The sequence below is a fragment of the Polynucleobacter sp. IMCC 30228 genome (assembly GCF_021395205.1).
Lineage (GTDB): Bacteria > Pseudomonadota > Gammaproteobacteria > Burkholderiales > Burkholderiaceae > Polynucleobacter.
Window position 1 is genome coordinate 14,666 of sequence record NZ_JAJVCS010000002.1, and the last position, 23,003, is coordinate 37,668.

The window sequence follows — 23,003 nt, forward strand, 5'->3', positions numbered from 1 at the left end:
AAGGGAGGGCAAGTTAAGCCAATTTAGCAGGCGCTTTGCTAGCACGTGGAGGTGTCGTACGACGGGTATCTTCATGTGCTCGAATAAAGGCTTGGATGCGTGGATAGACTTTTTCGCGCCAACGGCGGCCAGAAAAAATACCATAATGACCCGCCCCCGATACTTCATAGTGATCTTTTTGCTCCAGTGGAATGCCTTTACATAATTTATGTGCTGCTCGAGTTTGGCCGCTTCCAGATATGTCATCTAACTCGCCCTCAATCGTGAGAAGGGCTGTAGTTTTAATGTCTTCTGGCTTAACGCGTTTTCCGGCCACTTCCCACGTCCCATTAGGTAAAGCAAAGTCTTGAAAAACTGTCTTAATTGTGTCGAGGTAATACTTGGCATCCATATCTAAGACCGCGTTATATTCATCATAGAAATGAATGTGTTGCTTAGCATCTAATTCGTCACCACGCACCAAATTTTGGAAGTAATCCCAATGGGATTGCAGATGATTCTGTGGATTCATCGCAATAAAGCCAGAGTGCTGTAGGAAACCAGGATAGACACTACGTCCAACCCCCGGATTGGGTGGGGGTACTTTATATATGACATGACTCTTAAACCATTCATACGATTTTTTATCAGCCAATGAGTTCACCGCGGTAGGCGATTTACGTGCATCAATTGGTCCGCCCATCATAATCATTGACAGCGGCAATGGCTCACCTTGAGAAGCCATTAAAGCAACTGCTGCTAAGGTGGGTACGGTTGGTTGGCAAACTGAAATGACGTGTAGGTTTGCAACGCCAATATCACGCATAAAGTCTTGGATGTAATGAACATAGTCATCTAAACCAAACTCCCCTTCAGTCAAGGGAACTTGGCGAGCATCGACCCAGTCGGTGATAAAGACCTGGTGATCTTGCAATAAAGTACGCACGGTGTCACGTAAAAGGGTGGAGTGATGGCCCGATAGCGGTGCAACCAATAAAATCGTCGGATCATGCTTCATCTGATTAATTACTTGCGCATCATCTGAATAGCGTTTGAATTGAATTAATTTGCAAAATGGTTTAGCAACTTTAGTGACTTCATGAATGACCACTTCGCTACCATAAGCATGCACGGAGCGGATACCAAATTCGGGCTTTTTATATTCTTTACCAAGTCGATAAAGCAATTCATAGCTGGCTGCTAAACGTTCAGATCCAGGGATTTTTGATAAGGGGTTCGATACATTCATGAAAGTATCGGCGGCCGCTTTGGCCCAAGAGCTCATCGGTAGTAAAAGCGCTTTTTGAAATTCGTACATTTGATAGAGCATAGGGCCTCCTGGCGACTAATATTAAGGCTTAGGCTGCTAAAACTTTAGCAATGGCTTGCGCTACTTTGTCAATATTTTTTGTATTGAGGGCGGCGACGCAAATACGGCCAGTGGATAAAGCATAAATACTATCTTCTACTTGCAGGCGATGAACTTGTTCAGGGGTAAGCCCTGAGTACGAGAACATACCCCGTTGCGTTTGAATGAAATCAAAGTTTTGTTTTACTCCGGCTGCCTTGAGTTTGGTAACAAGTTGAGTACGCATGGCCTTGATGCGCAGACGCATTTCCGCCAGCTCATCTTCCCACATTTTTCTTAACTCTGGTGAGCTTAAAATGGTCGCAACGACTGCGCCACCATGGGTTGGCGGGTTTGAATAATTCGTCCGAATGACCCGTTTTAGTTGGGAGAGTACGCGTGCCGCTTCATCGCGACTTTGGGTGACGATTGAGATTGCTCCAACTCGTTCGCCATACAAGGAAAATGATTTTGAAAAGGAACTCGATACAAAAAATGACATGCCTGAATCAGCAAATAATCGTACCGCCAGCCCATCTTCTTCGATGCCGGCTGCAAAACCCTGATAGGCAATATCTAAAAATGGAATTAAGTCTCGTGTTTTAAAAATGGTGACCAGTTGTTGCCACTGCTCAAGCGTCAGATCGGCACCAGTAGGGTTATGACAGCAGGCATGCAAGACGACTGCAGTGCGTGGTGGGAAAGATTCAAGGGATTGCACCATGCCGGCAAAATCAACACCACGGGTTTTGCTATCGAAGTAGGTGTACTCCAGCACTTTAAAGTTAGCCGACTCAAAAATACCGCGATGATTTTCCCAAGTCGGGGCACTAATTGCCGCTGGTACGTTGGGTTCTAAACGCTTAATAAATTCAGCTCCCACTCGGAGGGCGCCCGTACCGCCTAAACATGCTGCGGTGACCACTCGACCTTCTTTAAGGAGAGGGGAATCTGCGCCAAAGAGTAATTTTTGCACTTCGGAGTTGTAAGCTAGCGGACCCTCGATAGGAACATAACTCCGGGGGGTGCGTTTGGCTACGTGAGTGGCTTCTGCCTCAACGACTGCTTTAAGGACAGGTACTTTCCCCTCATCAGTGTAGTAAACACCGACGCCTAAATTGACTTTAGTGGGATTTTTATCGGCCGTATAGGCTTCGGTTGTGCCAAAAACAGGGTCTTTTGGGGCTAACTCAACAGAGGAAAACAGGGTCATTGGATCGCTATAGTTCGGGTTAAGGGCTCTGGGTAAGGGGGCAACAAAAACAAGTTTTCAAAGCATTTCGCCCAAATTGAAATAAAAACGGCAAAATCACCGTTTGTGCAAAATTTGTGTTGAAACGCTTCACAAATGAAATGATAGCTGAGATGCCCCCCAAGTTACCTAAACCGCCTAAATTAGCCAAGCCAGAGCCTGAGAGCGCCTTGTTGCTGGAAAAAGGCAAAAGTATGGCATTCGTCGATGCCAGCCATGAGCTAGATCCCGCCAAGTTTGTGACTTTCCCCAATTCTCCCTATCAGTTGTATCAACCTTTTCCTCCTGCCGGCGATCAGCCTCAAGCAATTGAGGCGCTCGTGAGTGGTATCGAGGATGGCTTGTCATTTCAAACCTTATTGGGCGTTACTGGTTCGGGTAAAACTTTTACGATGGCCAATGTCATTGCCAGAATGGGGCGCCCAGCCATTGTGTTTGCACCCAATAAAACCTTAGCGGCGCAACTGTATAGTGAATTCCGCGAATTTTTCCCCCGCAACGCGGTGGAATACTTTGTTAGTTATTACGATTACTACCAGCCTGAAGCCTATGTTCCCCAGCGTGATTTATTTATTGAAAAAGATTCTTCAATAAATGAACATATTGAGCAGATGCGTTTGTCGGCAACTAAGAGTTTATTAGAGCGACGTGATGTCATCATTGTGGCAACAGTCTCGGCAATTTATGGCATTGGTAACCCAGGCGATTATCACAGCATGGTCATGACTTTGCGGCCTGGCGACAAAATGAGTCAACGCGATATCGTCACCCGCTTAATTGCGATGCAGTATGAGCGTAATGAGGTGGATTTTCAGCGGGGCGTATTTCGGGTCCGTGGCGACACGATTGATATCTTCCCGGCCGAACATAATGAACTAGCCGTGCGCATTGAGCTCTTTGATGATGTGGTTGAAAGCTTGCAGTTTTTTGACCCTTTAACCGGGCGCATAAAGCAAAAAATTCCGCGCTTTACGGTTTATCCAAGTTCTCATTATGTGACGCCGCGAGCGACTATTTTGAAAGCCATTGAGACAATTAAAGTCGAGCTACGTGAGCGTCTTGAAGAATTTGTGCAGGCAGGTAAGTTGGTTGAGACCCAAAGACTTGAGCAGCGCACGCGTTTTGACTTAGAAATGCTAAGCGAGTTGGGATTTTGCAAAGGTATTGAAAACTATTCGCGCCATCTATCTGGCGCTGCCCCGGGCGAAGCCCCACCTACCTTGGTAGATTATTTGCCGCCTGATGCACTCATGTTTTTAGATGAGAGCCATGTACTTATTGGCCAATTTAATGGTATGTACAACGGTGATCGCTCACGCAAACAAACTTTAGTGGAGTTTGGCTTTCGTTTGCCTTCAGCGCTAGATAACCGACCGTTGAAATTTCCTGAGTTTGAAACCAAGATGCGGCAAGCCATTTTTGTTTCGGCAACCCCAGCTGATTACGAAAAAGGCAAAACTGGACAAGTGGTTGAGCAGGTTGCTAGACCAACAGGATTGGTTGATCCCGAGATAGAAGTTTTACCAGCTAGCACACAAGTAGATGATTTATTAATGCAAATTTCGGCGCGCGTTAAAGTCGGCGAGCGAGTTTTAGTTACGGTATTAACGAAGCGCATGGCTGAGCAGTTAACCGATTATTTGGGGGATAACGGGGTCAAGGTGCGGTATGTGCATTCGGATATTGATACGGTAGAGCGGGTAGAAATTATTCGTGATTTGCGCTTAGGCGCTTTTGATGTGTTGGTGGGGATTAATTTATTACGCGAAGGCTTAGACATTCCTGAGGTGTCATTGGTAGCCATTTTGGATGCCGATAAAGAAGGTTTTTTGCGTTCTGAGCGTAGCTTGATACAAACAATTGGCCGAGCAGCCCGCAATATTCGGGGAAAGGCCATTTTGTACGCCGACAAAATGACCGATTCGATGCGTCGAGCTATTGGCGAAACCAATCGTCGCCGTGAAAAGCAGGTGGCCTTTAATGCCCTTCATGGGATTGAACCCAAGGGCGTGAGCAAGCGCATTAAAGATATTATTGATGGGGTTTATGACGTGAGTGAAAAGCGTAGTGAATATTTGGTCGCGGAAGAGCGAGCCCGCTATGAAAGCTTGAGTGAAAAGCAATTATCCTTAGAAATCAAGAGCTTAGAGAAGCAAATGAATGCAGAAGCCAAAAATCTAGAGTTTGAAAAGGCCGCCGCCACCCGCGATCGCTTAACTAAAGTGAAAGAAATGGCCTTTGGCGCCTTTTCTCATGATAGGCTTTAACTCTCTAGCCCTGTCTTAGTAAGAACGCCCTAGTAAAATAACCCTTTCAGTGAGAAGGCAAAGCTTGAGCAAATTAGTCGGGTATCTGCTAAACTTGAGTGGATTAGTCGGATATTATCCGTCCGGCTATGAGCTGTCCATAGCAACCCACAACATAGGTGATTTATGAGACTTACAACTAAAGGTCGTTTTGCAGTAACCGCGATGATTGATTTGGCTTTGCGTGAAGCGCACGGCCCTGTGACTTTGGCTGGCATCAGTCAACGACAGAAAATTTCGCTTTCTTATTTAGAGCAACTATTTGGTAAGTTGCGTCGCTTCAACATTGTTGAAAGTACGCGTGGACCCGGTGGCGGCTATACCTTGGCGCTGAAGGCCGAACAAATTAGTGTCGCCGATATTATTGTTGCAGTTGATGAGCCTCTAGATGCAACGCAATGCGGTGGCAAGGGCAATTGCCATAATGAAGAGGACCATCTGGGCCGTTGCATGACGCACGATCTATGGACTAACCTGAATGCCAAAATGGTTGAGTACCTGAATTCGGTTAGCTTGCGTGATCTGATGCAGCAACAAGAAGGTCGCGGAGTTGTCTTGCACGATTTGCGTGATAAGAAAATCAAGCTTAACGTGACTAAGCCCACCAAGCTAGCTCCTGCGCAAGCACTTAAAACCGAGGTTGCCCCCAAGCGACATATTGTGAATTCCGTTTTTAATTTAGCAGGACAAAATTAATAAACCCATAACTCACATTCAATTTATCTAACGCATACTATTTTTAGAACATATAAACGCCATGAATGCCCCAGAAAGTCGAGTTTTACAACCCGTTTCTTTGTTTAGTCCAAAGCACTTCCCAGTCTATATGGATTACTCAGCAACTACGCCGATTGATCCCCGTGTGGTTGACAAGATGCTGCCCTATTTGCGGGAGCAATTTGGGAATGCCGCGTCGCGTAGCCATGCATTTGGATGGGCTGCTGAAGAGGCGGTTGAAGAGGCGCGTGCTGAGGTAGCTAAGTTGGTTCATGCCGATCCGCGTGAAATTGTCTGGACTAGTGGCGCAACCGAAAGTATTAACTTAGCCCTAAAAGGTGCAGCCCATTTCTATCAAGAAAAAGGCAAGCACATCATTACGGTGAAAACGGAGCATAAGGCCACTTTAGATACCTGCCGTGAGCTTGAGCGCGAAGGCTTTGATGTTACCTATTTAGATGTTCTGCCCAGCGGGTTAATTGATTTTGCCCAATTAGAAGCAGCCATGCGTCCTGATACGATTTTGGTTTCGGTGATGTTTGTTAATAATGAAATTGGGGTGGTGCAAGACATTCCCCGCATTGGCGACTTAACGCGTTCACGCGGCATTATTTTGCATGTCGATGCGGCACAGGCAACTGGTAAGGTTGAAATTGATCTAGAGAAATTAAAGGTTGATTTAATGAGTTTCTCAGCCCATAAAACCTATGGACCTAAAGGAATGGGAGCCTTATTTGTGCGGCGTAAGCCCCGCGTGCGAATCGAGGCACAAATTCATGGCGGTGGACACGAGCGTGGCATGCGCTCTGGCACTTTACCCGTGCATCAAATTGTAGGCATGGGCGAGGCCTTTCGAATTGCGCGTATTGAAATGGTGGCAGAAAATAAACGTATTCGGGCTTTACGCGATCGTTTATTAGCAGGGCTGAAAGATATTGAGGAAGTGTATGTGAATGGCGATATGGATCAACGAGTTGCCCATAATTTAAATATTAGTTTTAATTATGTTGAAGGGGAATCGATGTTGATGGCCTTAAAAGATATTGCCATTTCTTCGGGTTCAGCTTGTACTTCAGCTTCGCTTGAGCCTTCCTATGTCTTACGAGCTCTTGGTCGTAATGATGAATTAGCCCATAGCTCAATACGTTTTACGATTGGTCGTTTTACCACTGCAGAAGAAGTTGATTTCACGATTCAATTAGTGAAAGAAAAAATTGCCCGTTTACGCGAGCTTTCGCCCTTATGGGAAATGTTTAAAGACGGTATTGATATCAGCACCATTCAATGGGCTGCTCACTAATAAAGGAAATATCATGGCATATAGCGATAAAGTAATTGATCATTATGAAAATCCACGCAATGTGGGCTCGTTTACCAAGGGCGATGATCAAGTGGGCACAGGGATGGTTGGCGCGCCAGCATGCGGCGATGTGATGAAGCTACAAATTCGTGTAAATAAGCAGGGCATCATCGAAGATGCGAAGTTTAAGACTTATGGCTGTGGCTCGGCTATCGCCTCTTCATCTTTGGTAACCGAATGGGTTAAGGGAAAGACTTTAGACCAAGCGCTTGAAATTAAAAATTCCTTGATTGCTGAAGAATTGGCTTTACCTCCCGTTAAAATTCATTGCTCGATCTTAGCTGAAGATGCGATTAAAGCGGCTGTTAAAGATTACAAAGATAAACATCCCGCATAAGCAAGGTAAAAGTAAATGGCAATCACTCTCACTGAAAAAGCAGCAGCTCACGTCGCTCATAATATTGAAAAGCGCGGTAAAGGCTGCGGCTTGCGTTTAGGTGTGCGTACTACGGGTTGTTCGGGTTTGGCTTATGAGTTGGAGTACGTAGACGAAGCAGCGCCAGAAGATCAGATGTTTGAATCGAATGGCGTGAAGGTATTTGTAGATCCGAAGAGTTTGGCTTATATCGATGGTACCCAGCTTGATTTTGTGCGTGAGGGTTTGAACGAGGGGTTTAAGTTCCAAAATCCAAACGTAAAAGACGAGTGTGGTTGTGGCGAATCTTTCCGCGTCTGAAGATTACTTCCAGTTTTTTGGGCTAAATCCGCAATTCCAAGTGAATGTGGCTGAGCTTGATCGCGCCTATTTAGCTGTGCAAAAAGAGGTTCACCCTGATCGGCATGCCCGCGGTACCGAAAGTGAGCAACGGCTTGCCATGCAGTTAGCCACCTTAGCTAATACGGCATATCAAACTTTAAAAAATCCAATTCAGCGGGGACTTTACTTATGCGAATTACATGGAGTAAATGCTCAGCTTGAAACCAATACCGCAATGCCAGCAGCTTTTTTATTACAACAAATTGCTTGGCGAGAAAATTTAGAAGAGCACGAAGACAATTTAGCTGCATTAGCTATTTTGAGTCAAGAAGTGCGTTTATCGTATCAAGACACGATGGCTGAGCTTACTGAGGCAATTGATCGGGCAGGTAATTTTGTACGCGCAGCTGAGCTATTGCGTGGATTATTATTTATCGATAAATTTGCCACCGAGCTCGATGATGCAACTGCTGATTTAGCATAAGCGAGCATATTTTTAATTCAGTCTATTGACAATCAATTATGGCACTTTTACAAATCGCTGAACCTGGGATGTCGCTTGCACCGCATCAGCGGCGCATTGCCATTGGCATCGATTTGGGTACTACTAATTCCTTAGTGGCTTTGGTGCGAAATGCTTTGCCACAAATTTTAGTCGATGCACAAGGGCGTGAATTATTGCCATCAGTCGTGCGTTATTTGCCGAATGGGCAAACTCAAGCGGGTTTCGAGGCCCTAGAGCACTTGATTACAGATCCTAAAAATACCATCGTGTCGGTTAAGCGCTATATGGGGCGAGGTTTGACTGATATAGCTCATTTAGAAAATGCTCCTTACGACTTTGTCGATCAACCTGGCATGCTCAAGTTGAGAACCATTGCAGGTGATAAAAGCCCGATTGAAGTATCGGCAGAAATTTTGGCAAGGTTACGGCAATTAGCAGAAGATTCTGTTGCTGAGCCCATTGTGGGTGCTGTCATTACGGTACCCGCCTATTTTGACGAGGCACAACGCCAAGCTACCAAGGATGCCGCTAAATTGGCTGGGCTTGAGGTGTTGCGCTTACTGAATGAGCCTACTGCAGCAGCGATTGCTTATGGTTTAGATAATGGTGCGGAAGGTGTTTATGCGGTCTACGATTTAGGTGGTGGTACTTTTGACATCTCGATTTTGCGCATGAGTAAAGGAGTCTTTGAGGTGCTTTCGACTGGTGGTGATACCGCCTTGGGTGGAGATGATTTTGATCAGCGCTTATTTTGTTGGGTTATTGAACAGGCTAAATTGCCACCATTATCTTTGCATGATCAACGGGCACTCTTATTGGCTTGTAAAGCAGCAAAAGAGCATTTGAGTCATGCGGCTCTAACCAGAGTACATCTGAGCTTAAGTGATGGCGCGGTGGTAAATGTGGGTGTGAGCCAAGCCCAATTTTTTGAAATGACCCAAAATTTAGTGAGTAAAACCTTAGTTGCTGTACGCAAAGCATTGCGTGACGCTGGCTTAAAAGCAGATGAAGTTAAAGGCGTGGTCATGGTAGGTGGAGCCACTAGGATGCCCAATGTGCAACGCGCCGTGGGCGAGCTATTTGGTACCGCGCCATTAAATAATTTAAATCCAGATCAAGTCGTAGCGCTAGGTGCTGCGATGCAAGCGGATTTATTAGCAGGCAATCAAACGAAAAATAACGAATGGTTATTGTTGGATGTCATTCCCTTATCTTTAGGGATTGAAACCATGGGGGGCTTAGTAGAGAAAATTATTCCCCGTAATACGCCAATACCCGTTGCGCGCGCCCAAGACTTTACAACTTTTAAAGATGGTCAAACTGCCCTATCTTTACATATCGTCCAGGGTGAGCGTGATTTGGTGCAAGATTGCCGCTCCTTAGGTCGCTTTGAATTGCGTGGCATTCCGCCGATGGTCGCGGGGGCAGCACGTATTCGGGTAACCTTTCAGGTTGATGCCGACGGTCTTTTAGCTGTGAGGGCGGTTGAGCAGGGCTCAGGCGCTCATGCGGCGATTGATATCAAACCCTCATATGGCCTAACAGACAGTGAAATTACGCGGATGCTACAAGATGGCTTTTCTTCAGCCAAAATTGACGTTCAAGCCCGCGCTTTACGTGAAGAGCAGGTTAGTGCGCAACGCCTGTTTGAGGCAATTGAAGCTGCGCTGATAAGCGATGGCGATTTATTATCTTCGACTGAGCGAGCTGCTCTGGAAGTGGAATTGCAACTCTTAAAAATAACAGCAAGCCAAGAGCTGAATAGCGATATTTTGCGTAAAGCCATTGATCGAGCAGCAAAGGCTAGTGATGGCTTCGCAGAAAAGCGAATGAATGCGAGCATTCAAAAAGCCCTTAAAGGCAAAAATGTTACTGAAATTTAAAAGGTCGCGATGACGCAAATTGTGGTTTTACCGCATAGTGAATATTGCCCAGCTGGTACAGTGATCGAAACTGTTCCTGGTACGAGTATTTGTGAAGCGCTATTGGAAAACGGCGTAGAAATTGAGCATGCTTGTGACATGGTTTGTGCTTGTACTACATGCCATGTGATCGTACGTGAAGGTCTTGATAGCTTGAATCCACCTGATGATAATGAAGACGATATGTTAGATCGGGCGTGGGGTTTAAGTAGTCAGTCCCGTTTATCGTGTCAGGCCATTGTGGGGCAAAAAGATTTAGTGATTGAGATACCTAAATACTCTATTAATCACGCTAAAGAAAACCACTAATTTTTATAGCTTTTTGGGCTTTTGCCAGTCGATTCACGAATGACTAAGTTAACTGGCGTTTTAATTTCTTTTGGTAGGCCATGAACGCCATTAATTTGTGCAACTAAATGCTTTGCTGCTTCTCGCCACATTGAATTTGCATTTACATGCATAGTGGTTAGGCTGGGCATGAGGTGACGCGAAAGCTCGAGATCATCAAAGCCCATGATAGATAATTTTTTAGGGACAGCGATCCCTTGTTTACTTGCCTCTAGTAAGGCGCCGAGGGCTAAAACGTCGTTACCACAAATAATGGCAGTCAATTTTGGCTCAATCCGTAGCAATTGCTTTAATGCATCGCGTGCTGCTTCAATGGTGTACGGGCATTCAATAATTAAGCTAGGCAATAAATCAATTTTATTTTTCTTTAAAAGACTGACGCTCCCTTTTACGCGATCGCGGGCGCGATCATTATTTGCGGTAATTCCCGCTATCATGCCAAATTTGATATGTCCTAAGTCCAATAAATGCTGGATACCGAGTTGAATCGCTTGCTGATTATCAAAGCCCGAACAAAATCCTGAAATTGGCGCCTTTAAAGCGCCAATATGAATATAGGGCACCCCCCGATTTTGTAATAGCCGCAGTGTTTCGAGTTGCTGACTAATGCCAAAAAAAGCCATGCCTTCAACACCACGTAGCAATAAATTATTAATTTGATTGGCTTCAATATAAGGGTCGTAGTTGCTGCTCGCCACTAGTAACTGGTAGTGCGACTCTAGCAGTTGTTCTTGGAAGGCAGCTAGACCTTGGGCAAAAATTGCATTATCTAAAGTTGGAACGATCATGCCAATCGTGCCTGAGCGGCGCAACATTAAAGAGCGGGCGCTTGCATTGGGTATATAGCCTAGTTTTTTAATTGTTTTTTCTATATGTTCTTTCAGCGCTGGACGTACAGCTTCGGGCTGATTTAAGGCACGCGAAATAGTTGCGGTAGAGACCCCCGCAGCTTTAGCCACATGGTTTATGGTGATCGACTTAGCCAGTTTTTTCATGCCAGACGTACGCTATTAGAAAGTACAAGTGAAGACGAGTATTAGGGAAAATACTAAGTAATTTATTAAGGAATAGAGCTAATTTATAGCATTTTTATGCTTAAAATGAAAGCGCTTACATTTATTTTCTATTTTTCTGTTTTTGGGGGTTGGCAAAATTTATAAAAAGTTGCTTAGGCCTATTTTATTTATAGCGGGTGTCTTAGTGGCTTGGTTCGCTTTGACTGAATGGTCTGGCTTGATCGCGCCGTTTCGTTTTCCATCGCCCACTGAAACTTGGAACTCTTTAAATATTATTACCTTTAAGGGGTATGGCGATGGCTTGCTTTATCAGCATATATTGCAGAGTGTCCTCTTGGTAACCTTAGGTTTTTTAGTGTCATCATCTTTAGGTGTTTTGTTGGGGATTTTGATGGGAGCTAATAAGCGTATTGAAGCTTTCGTCAATCCGATTTTTTTAACTCTACGACCCGTCCCGCCATTGGCTTGGATTCCTTTGGCAATTGTTTGGTTAGGCTTAGGCGATGCGGCCAAAATAATGGTGATTTTTATTGCCGCTTTTATTCCTGCAGTGATTAATACCTATACTGGGGTTCGCTCAATTGAGGTGCCGCAGCGTGAAGCAGCCGCAATGTTAGGCATCAAGCAATTAACCTATTACCGCGAAGTGATATTACCAGGGGCGCTCCCCATGATTTTTACAGGACTGCGCTTATCGTTGCAAGCCTCCTGGACAACCTTAGTAGCTGCTGAATTAATTGGCGCCACTTTTGGTCTGGGTTCGATTTTGCACCAAGCTGCGCAAGATATTTATCCAGGCATGATCTTAGTAGGCATGTTTACTGTGGCACTATGCGGCTGGTTAATGACCCTGATCTTAGCTAAAGCAGAGCGGTGGGCGATGCCTTGGAAGCCCGTATGAAAATGACTCAGTACCTAGGGCGAGGCGAGTGGTGGTTTTATACCATTGTCGGCCTGCTCTGTTTTTTTGGTTTTTGGTATGGAGTAGTGGCAGCCAATGTAACTCCTCGGCAATTTTTGCCTGCCCCTCATGAGGTTTTACTGACTTTTATTAAGCTACTTCATGAGCCCTTTTCTGGCTACACACTTTTAACCCATATTGTTTCTAGTTTTAAGCGGTTTTTGTATGGTTTTTTATTAGCGGTGGCGATTGGCATTCCACTGGGTTTATTAATGGCGCTGTCTAAATGGGCTGATCGCATCATTACGCCATTTTTTGAAAGCATCCGCTTCGTTGCACCGATTGCCTGGATCCCATTTGCTGCTTTATGGTTTGGAACTGGTATAGGTGGACCGATCCTAATTATTTTTATGGGCGCATTCCCACCGGTCTTAATTAATACATATCGCGGCGCCCTCTATGTTGAGCCAAAATATATTGAAGCAGCCCGAATGTTGGGCTCGGGCAAAATTAGACTGATGACGCAGGTCCTTTTTCCTGCAGCCATTCCAGCGATTGTGGCTGGTTTACGTATTTCGACGGGAACGGGCTGGCAGGCAATGGTAGGCGCTGAGTTAATTGTCGCCTCTAGTGGCGTAGGCTACATGATGGTCAATGGCCAATCGAATATTCGTACCGATATTGTGATGAGTGGCATGATTGCGATTGGTTTAGTAGGTCTGGTGATTGATATTTTGTTACGTCAGGCTGAAAAATTTTCGACCCGCTACCAAGAGATTTGAGTTATGGCAAATATTGTTTTTGAAGACACCCAACGCAGTTTCAAGCAAAGCGGTAAAGAAGTATTAGCCGTTGGTGGAATTAATTTAACCGTAGCCGATAAAGAGTTTGTTGCCATAGTGGGACCGTCTGGTTGCGGTAAGACCACCTGTTTGCGCATGGTAGCGGGACTGGATATGCCTACTAAAGGCAAAGTCTTGGTAGGAGGCAAGGAAGTAAAAGGCCCTGGACCAGATCGCGCTGTGGTGTTTCAGCAATTTGCATTGTTTCCTTGGAAAACGGTAGCAGAAAATATTCAATTTGGCCTTAGAGCAAATGGCGTTGATTCAGCCGAAAGAGCCATCAGAACTGCTGATGCAATTAAATTAATGGGCCTAGATGGCTATGAGCTCGCTTATCCACATCAATTATCTGGTGGCATGCAACAGCGAGTCGCCATTGCCCGAGCCTATGTTTTAAATCCTGAGGTATTGTTGATGGATGAGCCTTTCGGGGCGTTAGATGCACAGACCCGGGTAGTGATGCAAGAAGAATTAATTCGGCTGGCCCGTAAAAATCCCAAAACGGTTTTATTTATTACTCATGCGGTTGAGGAAGCAGTATATTTGGCTGACCGGGTCGTTGTTATGTCAAGGCATCCAGGATTAATTCGAGAGATTATCGACATTAAATCGATACGTGATGCTGAAAATTGGGATAGTCATTCACGGATTGAAGATGTGATGGATTTACCCTCTTTTGTGAAATTACGTAGTTCGATTTGGAGGTTGTTGCGGGAACATAATTTAGGCAGTGATCATTAATTTAAAAAGTAAACGGAGGAAGACAAAATGAAGTTGAAGAAAATTGCATTAGGCTTTACAGTGAGCATTATTGGTAGCACCTTGCTGACGGTGAGTACCTTATCGCAAGCGCAGACACCAAAACTAACTGAAATTAAAGTGAGTTATCAGCCTGCGGTTTATTGGGCCTTACCTTTTTATATTGCCAGCGAAAAAAATTGGTGGGCAGAAATGGGCCTTAAGCCCGAATTTAGTACCTTTCCAGCTGGTGTTCCGCAAATTGCTGCTTCGGCATCGAAATCGTGGGATGTTGGCGCTACAGGATCCGTTCCAGCTGTCCTTGGCTTTGTTCGCTTCGGCATTAAAACCATTGGTATCTCGAATGATGAATCTGCGGGTAATGCATTAGTAGCAACCGCTAAAGGGGCTGAGGCTTTTGCAAAAAATCCCCAGCAAGCACTTAAGGGCCAAGCAATTGTCTTAACTGGTAACTCCACCGGTGACTATGCGGTGCAATCTTGCTTAAAGAAATACGGCTTAAGTAAAACTGATGTCACTATTAAGAATATGGGTCAGGCGGAAATTATTTCTGCCATGTCTTCTGGAAATGCTGAATTTGGCGGCTTATGGGCACCAAATATTTATACCCTAGAAGAAAAGGCTGGCGGTAAAGTTCTTTGTAGCGGTAAAGAGGGGGGCGTAGTGGTTCCCGGGGCTTTAATTGCACGCGGCGATTACGCTAAAGAAAATCCCCAAATGGTTGCAAAATTTTTAGCAGTATATTTGCACACCTGGAAATGGATGAATGCCAATAAACCTCAAGCCATTGCTTTGATGAAGAAATTTTATGAGCAGGGCGGTGTAACAATTTCGGAAGCCTCGATGCGTAAAGAATTTGATACACGTCCGACTTTTGATCTGGCTGGTGAGCTTAAGGTGATGGATCGTGCTAAAGGGCCTTCATTAATGGATGATTGGTTCACAGCAATTGGCGCTTTCATGCTTGCCACTGGTGCAATTCAAGCAGTTCCGCCTGCTAGTGAATACATAACCGATGAGTATATGAAGATGGTTAATGCAGATAAAAAATTACGTGAGTTTGCCAATAACGCGAAATAATTTATCTTTTATCTTCACCAGATCAATATGGTGAAACGCTGAATTTGCTAATTTTGAAGCTAGGGTGTTGTTTGCCCTAGTTTTGAGATTAGTCTTATATTGATTTTTAAGGGTTTAGAAATGGCAATCCAGTTTTTAAAAAAAGCGAGCAAAACTCCAGAGACTGAAACATCCACAGCTCAAGAAGTGGCTCATGCCATGCTGACGCGCATTGAGCGGGAGGGCGAAGCGGCGGTAAGAGAGTATGCAGAGAAGCTAGATCATTGGACTGGTGAGATTGTAATGAGTGAAGCGGCCATTGCGGCCATTATTCAGACTGTGCCTGCTGAGGTTAAGCGCGACATCGACTTTGCGGTGAAGCAGGTGCATGATTTTGCCGTGGCCCAAAGAAAAAGTATTCAAGATTTTTCAACCCAATTACATCCAGGTGTTACTGCCGGCCAAAAGGTAATGCCAGTAAATGTAGTTGGTTGCTATGCGCCTGCTGGACGTTACGCTCATATTGCCTCAGCTTATATGACTGTAGCGACTGCAAAGGCGGCGGGAGTTAAAAATATTATTGCGTGTTCGAGTCCATTTCGTGGCGGCGGAATTCATCCCTATGTCTTGTATGCATTTAAAGCCGCTGGTGCTGATGTCATCATGACTTTGGGCGGTGTGCAGGCCATTGCCTCATTAGCCTTTGGACTTTTTACTGGAAAGCCGGCAGATGTAGTGGTGGGACCTGGCAATAAATTTGTGGCGGAAGCCAAACGCGCTTTGTTTGGCAAAGTCGGAATTGACGTGTTTGCAGGGCCATCGGAGATCGCCATCATTGCCGACGAAACTGCGGATCCAAACATTGTTGCGAGTGATCTGGTTGGTCAAGCAGAACATGGACATGAGTCACCCGCTTGGCTTTTTACCACTTCAGCGGTCTTAGCCAAGCAGGTCATGGAGTTGGTACCACAAATGATTAATACCTTGCCTCCCATTGCTAAAGATGCGGCATCTTGCGCATGGCGCGATTACGGTGAAGTCATTTTGTGTGACTCTAAAGATGAGATGGTTTCCATCTCTGATCGCTATGCGAGTGAACACCTTGAGGTGCACGCTCAAGAGCTTGATTGGTGGCTAGAGCATTTAACTTGCTATGGATCACTTTTTCTTGGTGAAGAAACGACGGTTGCCTTCGGCGATAAAACGAGCGGCCCCAATCATGTTTTACCGACGAAAGGAGCGGCACGATATTCGGGTGGCTTGTCGGTACATAAGTTTATGAAAACCTTGACTTGGCAAACAATGACACGTGCCGCAAGTAAAGAGATGGCCTTAGTAACTGCACGTATTAGTCGCTTAGAAGGCATGGAAGCCCATGCCAGAACAGCCGATGACCGCTTGGCGAAATATTTTCCGGGCGAACAATATGATTTAGGGGTGCCTGTCGAATTATGAATCCCCTCGATCTCTTTTCTTTAAAAAATCGTACTGCGCTGATTACTGGTGGTAGCAGTGGAATTGGTGAGGCAATGGCGCAAGCATTTGGCCTAGCGGGCGCAGAAGTGATCTTGGTAGCGCGGCGCGAGTCTTTATTAGTTGAGGCGGTCGCTAAATTAACTCAAGCGGGTATTAAGGCCTCATATTATGTGGCCGATTTAGAAACCATTGCTGCTGCTGAAAAATTAGGTCGTACAGTTTTGGCTCAACATCCAACAGTTGATATTGTGGTGAATGCAGCTGGCATTAATTTACGGGAATCTTTTGAGCAGGTTTCAGCATCTACCTGGGAAAGGCAAATTCATCTCCAGCTATCGGCACCATTTTTTCTCACTCAAGCTTTTGCTCCAAGTATGAAAGCGCAACATTGGGGCCGTATTATTAATATTGCTTCCTTGCAAAGCTATCGGGCATTTCCAAATAGCGCTCCCTATGGCGCTGCTAAGGGTGGTATTTTGCAATTAACGCGTGCCATTGCGCAAGAATGGTCTAAGCATGGCATTACTTGCAATGCCATAGGCCCAGGATTCTTTCCGACAGCCTTAACCGCACCTGTATTTGCTAATCCTGAATTAGTCCAATTACACGCTAGCCGCACTGCAGTCGGTAGAAATGGCAAATTAGAAGATTTATATGGCCTAGCCATTTTTCTTGCTAGCGATGCTTCTGCCTATTTAACTGGTCAAACCATCATGCTCGATGGTGGCTATACCTCAAGTTAGGATTTCCCATGAAAGCCTTGGTTTATACCCAGCCAAATGAAATTCAATTTCTAGAGCGCCCTTATCCAGAATTAGTTCCGCATGAAGTGGTATTAAAAATTGAATCTGTTGGGATTTGTGGCAGTGATATGCACGCCTTTCATGGCCACGACCCGCGGCGAAATCCTGGATTAGTGATGGGCCATGAATTTGCTGGAACGGTAGTCGAGAGTCTAGCTCCCGCTTTTCCTGTGGGAAAACGCGTAACAGGAAATCCCCTGATTACCTGTGGCACTTGTGAATATTGCTTGCAGGGCAGAAATAATTTATGCGCCAATCGTACGATGGTGGGTATGACCAGACCGGGCGCGTTTGCTGAATTTATGAGTATTCCCGCAAGCTCTTTAATTTCTTTGCCGGTGGATATGAATATTGATGCGGCAGCGTTAACTGAACCAGCTGCAACGGCAGTACATGCTATCAATTTATCGGTGAAGGCCTTACAGCGACCGATTCAAGAGGGGCGCGTACTGATTATCGGTGGTGGTGCTATTGGGATGTTAGCAGCACTGCTTCTAAAACATGATGGTGTGTTGCATTTAGATTTAGCTGAAGTGAATGCTTTGCGCAGAGCCTCAATTACTAAACAAGTGGCATGCAATACTTTTAATCCACTTGAAGTACCAGCGCAAGAAAATTATTATCATTTTGTGATGGACTGTGTTGGTAGTGCAGCAACACGCAAGTTGGCTCTTGCCAGTGTGAAGCCAGGTGGAGTGGTCATGCATGTCGGTCTACAAGATTGGGCTAGTGAAATCGATATGCGTAAACTGACGCTCGCAGAAATTACTTTACTGGGAACCTATACCTATTCCACCGTTGATTTACAGGCCACGGTGCAATTCCTCCATGATGGGGTGTTTGGCGACCTTAGTTGGCTAGAAAAACGGGGTTTACAAGAGGGCCCCCAAGCCTTTGCTGACCTTCATGCCGGTAAAACTGCCGCTGCAAAGGTATTGCTTAAACCATTTTTGTAATTAATTTGCGATAATCTGTTTTATGTCTGAGCAAGCCTTGAAAGTTAAAGTTTGGCGTGGTGCTGAAACTGGCGAATTTGTCGAGTATTTAGTGCCGCGTAACCCCAATCAAACCGTTTTGGATGTGGTTACCTATATTCAGCGTAAACTCGATCCTACATTGAGCTATCGCTTTGCTTGTCGAGTAGGAATGTGTGGTTCGTGTGCTATGACAGTTAACGGTAAAGCGCGTTGGACCTGCCGTACCCATGTCTCGCATATCGTCGATGGCGATAGCCTAGAAATTGCCCCCCTCAATAACTTGCCAGTGATTAAAGACCTTGCTACCGATATGCGCGAGTTTTTTACTAAATGGACTGATGCGCGCGGATTTTTTAAAGGTAATAAAACCCGTTTTGATGATTTTGCGACTGTGGTACCTGATTCCCCTGAGCGCCAGTTAGCGAATGCCGGTATTGAATGTATTGGCTGTGGAGTATGTTACGCCTCTTGCGATGTGGTTGCCTTGCGTCCAGCCTATTTAGGGCCTGCAGCATTGAATCGGGCTTGGACATTAGTCAATGATGTGCGTGATACTTCGCAGCTCGAGCGCTTAAGAGCGGTAGCTGGGGATGCGGGTTGTCATGTCTGCCATACCCAAGGAGAATGTTCAGAGCGCTGCCCGAAGGCCCTAGAGCCTACTGCTGGCATTGCTGGCTTAAAGAAATTAGTTGGCCGTGCGGCGATGAAGGGAAGCCAGTGGGGCAAGCTCTAAACTTAAGTAAGGAGTTATCGATAGCTGGCGGGGTAAGGCAAGCTAAGCTCTGGTACCTGCAACGTATTAGCGCGATGGTTTTAGGTATCTGCGTTGCAATTCACCTAGCGATTATTTTTTATGCTATTCGAGGCGGTCTTACGGCAGGTGAAATTTTAGGGCGCACTCAAGGGAACTGGTTGTTCGCCATCTTTTATGAAATTTTCGTTTTAGCATGCTTTATTCATGCGCCCATTGGTCTAGCTAATATTCTGCAAGAACATTTTCCGCAGTCGAAATGGAGTATTTTTTTTGCTTGGTTATTAGCCGGATTAATTCTTGTTTTAGGTAGCGCAGCAGTATGGGGTTTGGCAGTAGGAGGCGCAAGCTAATGCAAAGTCGGCCAGTTGTTTCCTTCCGCTCTAAAACGCATCTTTCATATTGGGCGTATTTATTACATCGCTTATCTGGCTTAGCTTTAGCTTTGTTTATTCCTCTCCATTTTTTTGTTTTATCTCAGTCCTTGCGAGGCCAGGCTGGTCTTGAGCAATATTTACGTTTGACAGAGATGCCTATCTTTAAAATTGGCGAATGGATTTTAGTGATGTTTTTAACTTTACATTTAACTGGCGGTATTCGTTTATTAATGATTGAGTTTGGTCCTTGGCGGGGCTTACGTAAAGGCTCTATTCAGTTGGGCATTATTTTGGCGATCGCCTGTGGCTTATTATTTTTATATCTTGGAAGCGAATAGTCTTTTATGCAAGTTGATCTTAAGGAAGTTGAAGAAGCCTGTAAGCAGTTATATATTCGCGCGCTCAAGATGCTGCCCGATGATATTAAGCAGGGCATAGCACAACTAAAAGCGATCGAGACCGATGCCCGCGCACAAGTCGTTTTACAAACGATGGTTACCAATATTCAAATTGCCGAGCGCGACGATAATTTGCTCTGTCAAGATACCGGTTTACCAATCTATAATGTGAAGATTGGCAGTAACGTACAGGTTGATGGCATGGCTTTAAAAGCGGCAATTCGACAAGGTTGTGAACGTGCCACCCGTGAATATCCACTGCGCTCTTCAGTGGTTCATCCAATCACTCGTAAAAACAACCATACCTCTTGCGGTATTGAAATGCCAGCAATTCATCTTGATTTTATGGCGGATGCGGAAACATTGGTGATTGAAATGATTCCCAAGGGAAGCGGGTCAGAAAATAATTCCTTCTTGAAAATGGCGATTCCAGCTGAGGGCATGAAAGGTGTTAAAGCGTTTGTGATCGAGTGTGTGGTAGCCGCTGGTGGTAAAACTTGCCCACCAACCATTGTGGGTGTAGGGGTTGGTGGAACTTCAGACCAATGTGTAGCATTGGCAAAAAAAGCTGCGACTCGGCCATTGGGAACAGCCTGTAGTGATACTGACGGCGCTTTATTGGAAACTGAATTAAGCGCTGCGGTGAATCATTTGGGAGTTGGACCGCAAGGCTTAGGGGGGGATGCGACGGCATTTGCAGTGCAGGTTGAAGTAGCTGCAACCCATATTACGATGAATCCTGTAGCTGTAAATATGCAATGTCATTCAGCCCGTCGTGCGCGGGCTACTTTTACGCCAGCTGGTCTTGTATATGGGTATTAAACACTCGCAGGTTAGTTAATAATGGCCCATTACGAACTAGCTACTCCCGTTAGTGAAACCGCGATTCGTCAGCTACGAATTAATGATACGGTGACGCTGCAAAATACGCTCTTCGGTATTCGCGATGCTACGCAAATTCATTTATTTGATCGGGGCCGAAAAACCCGTTTTGATTTACATGGTCATGCAGTTATTCATACTGCACCCAATGTTCGTAAGGTAGCAGTTAGCACAGAGTTTCCCGTAGGCTATGAACCTGTTTGCATTGGCACCACAACTTCAGATCGGATGGAGCGCTTCACCCAACCATTAATGGCAGAAAATGGCGTGCGCATCATCATTGGGAAAGGCGGTTTGCGTGAAAGCTCAGCAAAAGCCTTTATTGAATTTGGCGGCGTTTATCTTGCCATTATTGGGGGCACCGCTGCGCTAGAAACGACCTGGATTGAGCAAATTGAAGATGTCGATCTTGATGACTTAAATCCTGAGTCCTTATGGCGCTTTAAGATTCGTGATTTTGGCCCTTTATTAGTAGCGATGGATAGTTATGGTGGCAGCATCTATCAAAATGTTCAAAGCGAAGTAAATATTAATAAGCTAGCAGTATTGAAAAGTTTGGGAATTGATTCTTGATGAATGCCACTCTTCCATTGAAAATAATTGAAACCGATATTCTCATCTTAGGGTCAGGTGGTGCTGGTTTATTTGCCGCTTTGCATGCCCATCAAGCAAATCCGAATTTACATATTACGATTGCCGTGAAGGGCTTATTGGGAAAATCCGGCTGTACCCGCATGGTTCAAGGCGGCTATAACGTTGCGCTAGCCGAAGGTGATTCGGTAGAGCGGCATTTTATGGATACGATCGAGGGTGGTAAATGGCTCTCAGACCAAGATTTAGCGTGGACTTTAGTCAGTACTGCGGTTGAACGTATTCATGAGTTAGAAAATGAGCTGGGATGTTTCTTTGATCGCAACCCCGACGGGACGATTCATCAAAAAGCCTTTGCTGGCCAAACTTTTGATCGTACGGTACATAAAGGTGACTTAACGGGTATTGAAATTATTAATCGTTTAGCTGAGCAGGTGTGGCAGCGCGGCATTCACCGCCTCGAAGAATATCGGGCTATCGAGTTAATTCGTAGTGCCGATGGGACATCGTTAGCGGGTGTATTGATGCTCGATATGCGTACTGGTGAATTTATCTTGGTGCGCGCGAAGGCAGTTTTGTTAGCCACTGGTGGCGGTCCTACTATGTATAAATACCACACACCTTCTGGTGACAAGAGTTGCGATGGTTTAGCTATGGCATTACGTGCTGGCCTTGAATTGCGCGATATGGAAATGGTGCAATTTCATCCTACCGGCTTGTTAGCTGGCCCAGGAACACGAATGACGGGGACGGTCTTAGAAGAAGGTTTAAGAGGCGCAGGCGGATATTTGTTAAATGGCAAGCAAGAGCGCTTTATGAGTAATTACGATTCTCGCAATGAACGGGCCACGCGGGATATTGTGTCACGGGCCATTAATACTGAAATTCGTTCAGGGCGCGCCACTCCGCACGGCGGGGTCTATATACAAATGAGCCACTTAGGGCCGGAGAATGTACGCAAACTATTTAAAGGCATGGTAGAGCGTTGCGCTGATAGTGGTTTTGATTTGGCGGGTGACTTAGTTGAGGTCGTACCAACTGCACATTACATGATGGGCGGTTTAGTCTTTAACGCCGATTGCAGCACTGCGTTGCCAGGCTTATTTGCGGCAGGTGAAGATACTGGCGGTGTTCACGGTGCCAATCGCTTGGGCGGCAATGGGGTGGCTAATTCCACTGTCTTTGGCGGTATTGCTGGCGAGACGATGGCGCAATATGTACTGGGTAAATCATTATTACCTTGCGATATGAATGCGGTAATCACCAGTATGAAAGAACACGAAGCCCCTTTAAGGCCAGTGCAGGGCAATATTGAATCGGTGCGCGATGCCTTGGCAGATTGTATGTGGAACGATGTGGGTATTTCGCGCAGCAAAGAAAGTCTATTGCAGGCGCGTACGCGATTAGATCAATTAGCTGCAGAATTAAATGACATTGGGGTAGGTAACGATTCTCGCGAGTTCAATTTGACTTGGCAAGATTGGCTAAATTTACGCAATTTAATTTTAGTGAGTCGCACTATTAATGAAGCTGCGATCGCTCGTGAAAATTCCCGAGGCTCGCATTATCGTGAAGACTTCCCAGAAGCGGGTGATTTAGCAGGCTCTTATTACACTGTAGTTAATCTACGCCAGGGCCAACTCAATATTGAAAATCGCCAGGTGATGTTTACGCGTGTTCAACCTGGCGAAACTATCTTATTAGAAGCTTAAATTAGAGGCGTAATTCAGCTAAGCT

General features: G+C 45.4%; 24 protein-coding genes. 21 read left to right on the forward strand and 3 right to left on the reverse strand.

The annotated features are described in order from the left end of the window. Positions 1-13: 13 nt before the first annotated feature. A complete protein-coding gene (locus LZT21_RS03930) occupies positions 14-1,309 on the reverse strand; it encodes a polyhydroxyalkanoate depolymerase (protein ID WP_233989272.1) in 1,296 nt (431 codons plus the stop codon). A 28-nt stretch (positions 1,310-1,337) separates the two neighbouring features. After that, on the reverse strand, positions 1,338-2,540 hold the full coding sequence (locus LZT21_RS03935; protein WP_233989273.1) for an amino acid aminotransferase: 1,203 nt from the start codon (positions 2,538-2,540) through the stop codon (positions 1,338-1,340). A gap of 233 nt (positions 2,541-2,773) precedes the next feature. On the opposite strand from LZT21_RS03935, the gene uvrB reads away from it, so the two are divergent. From uvrB to fdx, 8 genes are all read left to right on the forward strand, one after another. Next, complete coding sequence (gene uvrB, locus LZT21_RS03940; protein ID WP_233924384.1) at positions 2,774-4,846, forward strand: excinuclease ABC subunit UvrB; 2,073 nt, start codon at positions 2,774-2,776, stop codon at positions 4,844-4,846. 165 nt (positions 4,847-5,011) lie between these two features. Next, on the forward strand, positions 5,012-5,581 hold the full coding sequence (gene iscR, locus LZT21_RS03945) for a Fe-S cluster assembly transcriptional regulator IscR (RefSeq protein WP_233924337.1): 570 nt from the start codon (positions 5,012-5,014) through the stop codon (positions 5,579-5,581). 61 nt (positions 5,582-5,642) lie between these two features. Further along, positions 5,643-6,902 (forward strand): IscS subfamily cysteine desulfurase, encoded by a 1,260-nt coding sequence (locus LZT21_RS03950; protein ID WP_233924338.1) that lies wholly within the window; start codon positions 5,643-5,645, stop codon positions 6,900-6,902. 13 nt (positions 6,903-6,915) lie between these two features. Then, on the forward strand, positions 6,916-7,299 hold the full coding sequence (iscU, locus tag LZT21_RS03955; RefSeq protein WP_233924339.1) for a Fe-S cluster assembly scaffold IscU: 384 nt from the start codon (positions 6,916-6,918) through the stop codon (positions 7,297-7,299). A gap of 15 nt (positions 7,300-7,314) precedes the next feature. Further along, positions 7,315-7,638: an iron-sulfur cluster assembly protein IscA gene (gene iscA, locus LZT21_RS03960; RefSeq protein ID WP_233924340.1), complete on the forward strand. Its 324-nt coding sequence runs from the start codon at positions 7,315-7,317 to the stop codon at positions 7,636-7,638. Then, positions 7,616-8,143, forward strand: coding sequence for a Fe-S protein assembly co-chaperone HscB (gene hscB, locus LZT21_RS03965; RefSeq protein WP_233924341.1), 528 nt, complete (start codon positions 7,616-7,618; stop codon positions 8,141-8,143). The genes iscA and hscB overlap by 23 nt, the downstream gene beginning before the upstream one ends. Positions 8,144-8,181: 38 nt before the next feature. Next, positions 8,182-10,047, forward strand: a complete 1,866-nt coding sequence (gene hscA / locus LZT21_RS03970; RefSeq protein WP_233989279.1) for a Fe-S protein assembly chaperone HscA — start codon at positions 8,182-8,184, stop codon at positions 10,045-10,047. 9 nt (positions 10,048-10,056) lie between these two features. Next, complete coding sequence (fdx, locus tag LZT21_RS03975) at positions 10,057-10,395, forward strand: ISC system 2Fe-2S type ferredoxin (protein WP_233924343.1); 339 nt, start codon at positions 10,057-10,059, stop codon at positions 10,393-10,395. On the opposite strand, the gene LZT21_RS03980 is transcribed toward fdx, so the two are convergent. Next, the gene (locus tag LZT21_RS03980) at positions 10,392-11,429 is read right to left on the reverse strand and encodes a LacI family DNA-binding transcriptional regulator (protein WP_233989280.1); all 1,038 of its coding nucleotides are present in this window, start codon (positions 11,427-11,429) and stop codon (positions 10,392-10,394) included. The two genes, fdx and LZT21_RS03980, sit on opposite strands and share 4 nt — an antisense overlap. 205 nt (positions 11,430-11,634) lie before the next feature. On the opposite strand from LZT21_RS03980, the gene LZT21_RS03985 reads away from it, so the two are divergent. From LZT21_RS03985 to LZT21_RS04045, 13 genes are all read left to right on the forward strand, one after another. Continuing rightward, positions 11,635-12,351: an ABC transporter permease gene (locus tag LZT21_RS03985; RefSeq protein ID WP_233924345.1), complete on the forward strand. Its 717-nt coding sequence runs from the start codon at positions 11,635-11,637 to the stop codon at positions 12,349-12,351. Continuing rightward, on the forward strand, positions 12,348-13,133 hold the full coding sequence (locus tag LZT21_RS03990) for an ABC transporter permease (RefSeq protein ID WP_233924346.1): 786 nt from the start codon (positions 12,348-12,350) through the stop codon (positions 13,131-13,133). Before LZT21_RS03985 ends, LZT21_RS03990 begins: the two co-directional genes overlap by 4 nt. A 3-nt stretch (positions 13,134-13,136) precedes the next feature. Further along, entirely contained in the window at positions 13,137-13,934 is a 798-nt protein-coding gene (locus LZT21_RS03995) for an ABC transporter ATP-binding protein (protein ID WP_233924347.1), read from the forward strand. A 27-nt stretch (positions 13,935-13,961) separates the two neighbouring features. After that, positions 13,962-15,032: an ABC transporter substrate-binding protein gene (locus LZT21_RS04000; RefSeq protein ID WP_233924348.1), complete on the forward strand. Its 1,071-nt coding sequence runs from the start codon at positions 13,962-13,964 to the stop codon at positions 15,030-15,032. A 120-nt stretch (positions 15,033-15,152) separates the two neighbouring features. Then, positions 15,153-16,466, forward strand: coding sequence for a histidinol dehydrogenase (hisD, locus tag LZT21_RS04005; RefSeq protein ID WP_233989282.1), 1,314 nt, complete (start codon positions 15,153-15,155; stop codon positions 16,464-16,466). After that, positions 16,463-17,230 carry an SDR family NAD(P)-dependent oxidoreductase gene (locus LZT21_RS04010; protein ID WP_233924350.1) on the forward strand — a complete coding sequence of 256 codons (768 nt, stop codon included), beginning with the start codon at positions 16,463-16,465 and terminating at the stop codon, positions 17,228-17,230. Before hisD ends, LZT21_RS04010 begins: the two co-directional genes overlap by 4 nt. A gap of 8 nt (positions 17,231-17,238) precedes the next feature. Further along, entirely contained in the window at positions 17,239-18,246 is a 1,008-nt protein-coding gene (locus LZT21_RS04015) for a galactitol-1-phosphate 5-dehydrogenase (protein WP_233989284.1), read from the forward strand. A gap of 22 nt (positions 18,247-18,268) precedes the next feature. Beyond that, a complete protein-coding gene (locus LZT21_RS04020; protein ID WP_233935808.1) occupies positions 18,269-19,000 on the forward strand; it encodes a succinate dehydrogenase/fumarate reductase iron-sulfur subunit in 732 nt (243 codons plus the stop codon). Continuing rightward, positions 18,985-19,371, forward strand: coding sequence for a succinate dehydrogenase (locus LZT21_RS04025; RefSeq protein ID WP_233924353.1), 387 nt, complete (start codon positions 18,985-18,987; stop codon positions 19,369-19,371). The genes LZT21_RS04020 and LZT21_RS04025 overlap by 16 nt, the downstream gene beginning before the upstream one ends. After that, entirely contained in the window at positions 19,371-19,733 is a 363-nt protein-coding gene (gene sdhC, locus LZT21_RS04030; protein ID WP_233924354.1) for a succinate dehydrogenase, cytochrome b556 subunit, read from the forward strand. Before LZT21_RS04025 ends, sdhC begins: the two co-directional genes overlap by 1 nt. A 6-nt stretch (positions 19,734-19,739) precedes the next feature. Beyond that, positions 19,740-20,615: a fumarate hydratase gene (locus LZT21_RS04035; RefSeq protein WP_233989286.1), complete on the forward strand. Its 876-nt coding sequence runs from the start codon at positions 19,740-19,742 to the stop codon at positions 20,613-20,615. Between the two features lie 21 nt (positions 20,616-20,636). Next, positions 20,637-21,248 (forward strand): fumarate hydratase C-terminal domain-containing protein, encoded by a 612-nt coding sequence (locus tag LZT21_RS04040; RefSeq protein WP_233935810.1) that lies wholly within the window; start codon positions 20,637-20,639, stop codon positions 21,246-21,248. Continuing rightward, on the forward strand, positions 21,248-22,978 hold the full coding sequence (locus LZT21_RS04045; RefSeq protein WP_233989301.1) for an L-aspartate oxidase: 1,731 nt from the start codon (positions 21,248-21,250) through the stop codon (positions 22,976-22,978). Before LZT21_RS04040 ends, LZT21_RS04045 begins: the two co-directional genes overlap by 1 nt. The last annotated feature ends 25 nt before the right edge of the window (positions 22,979-23,003 follow it).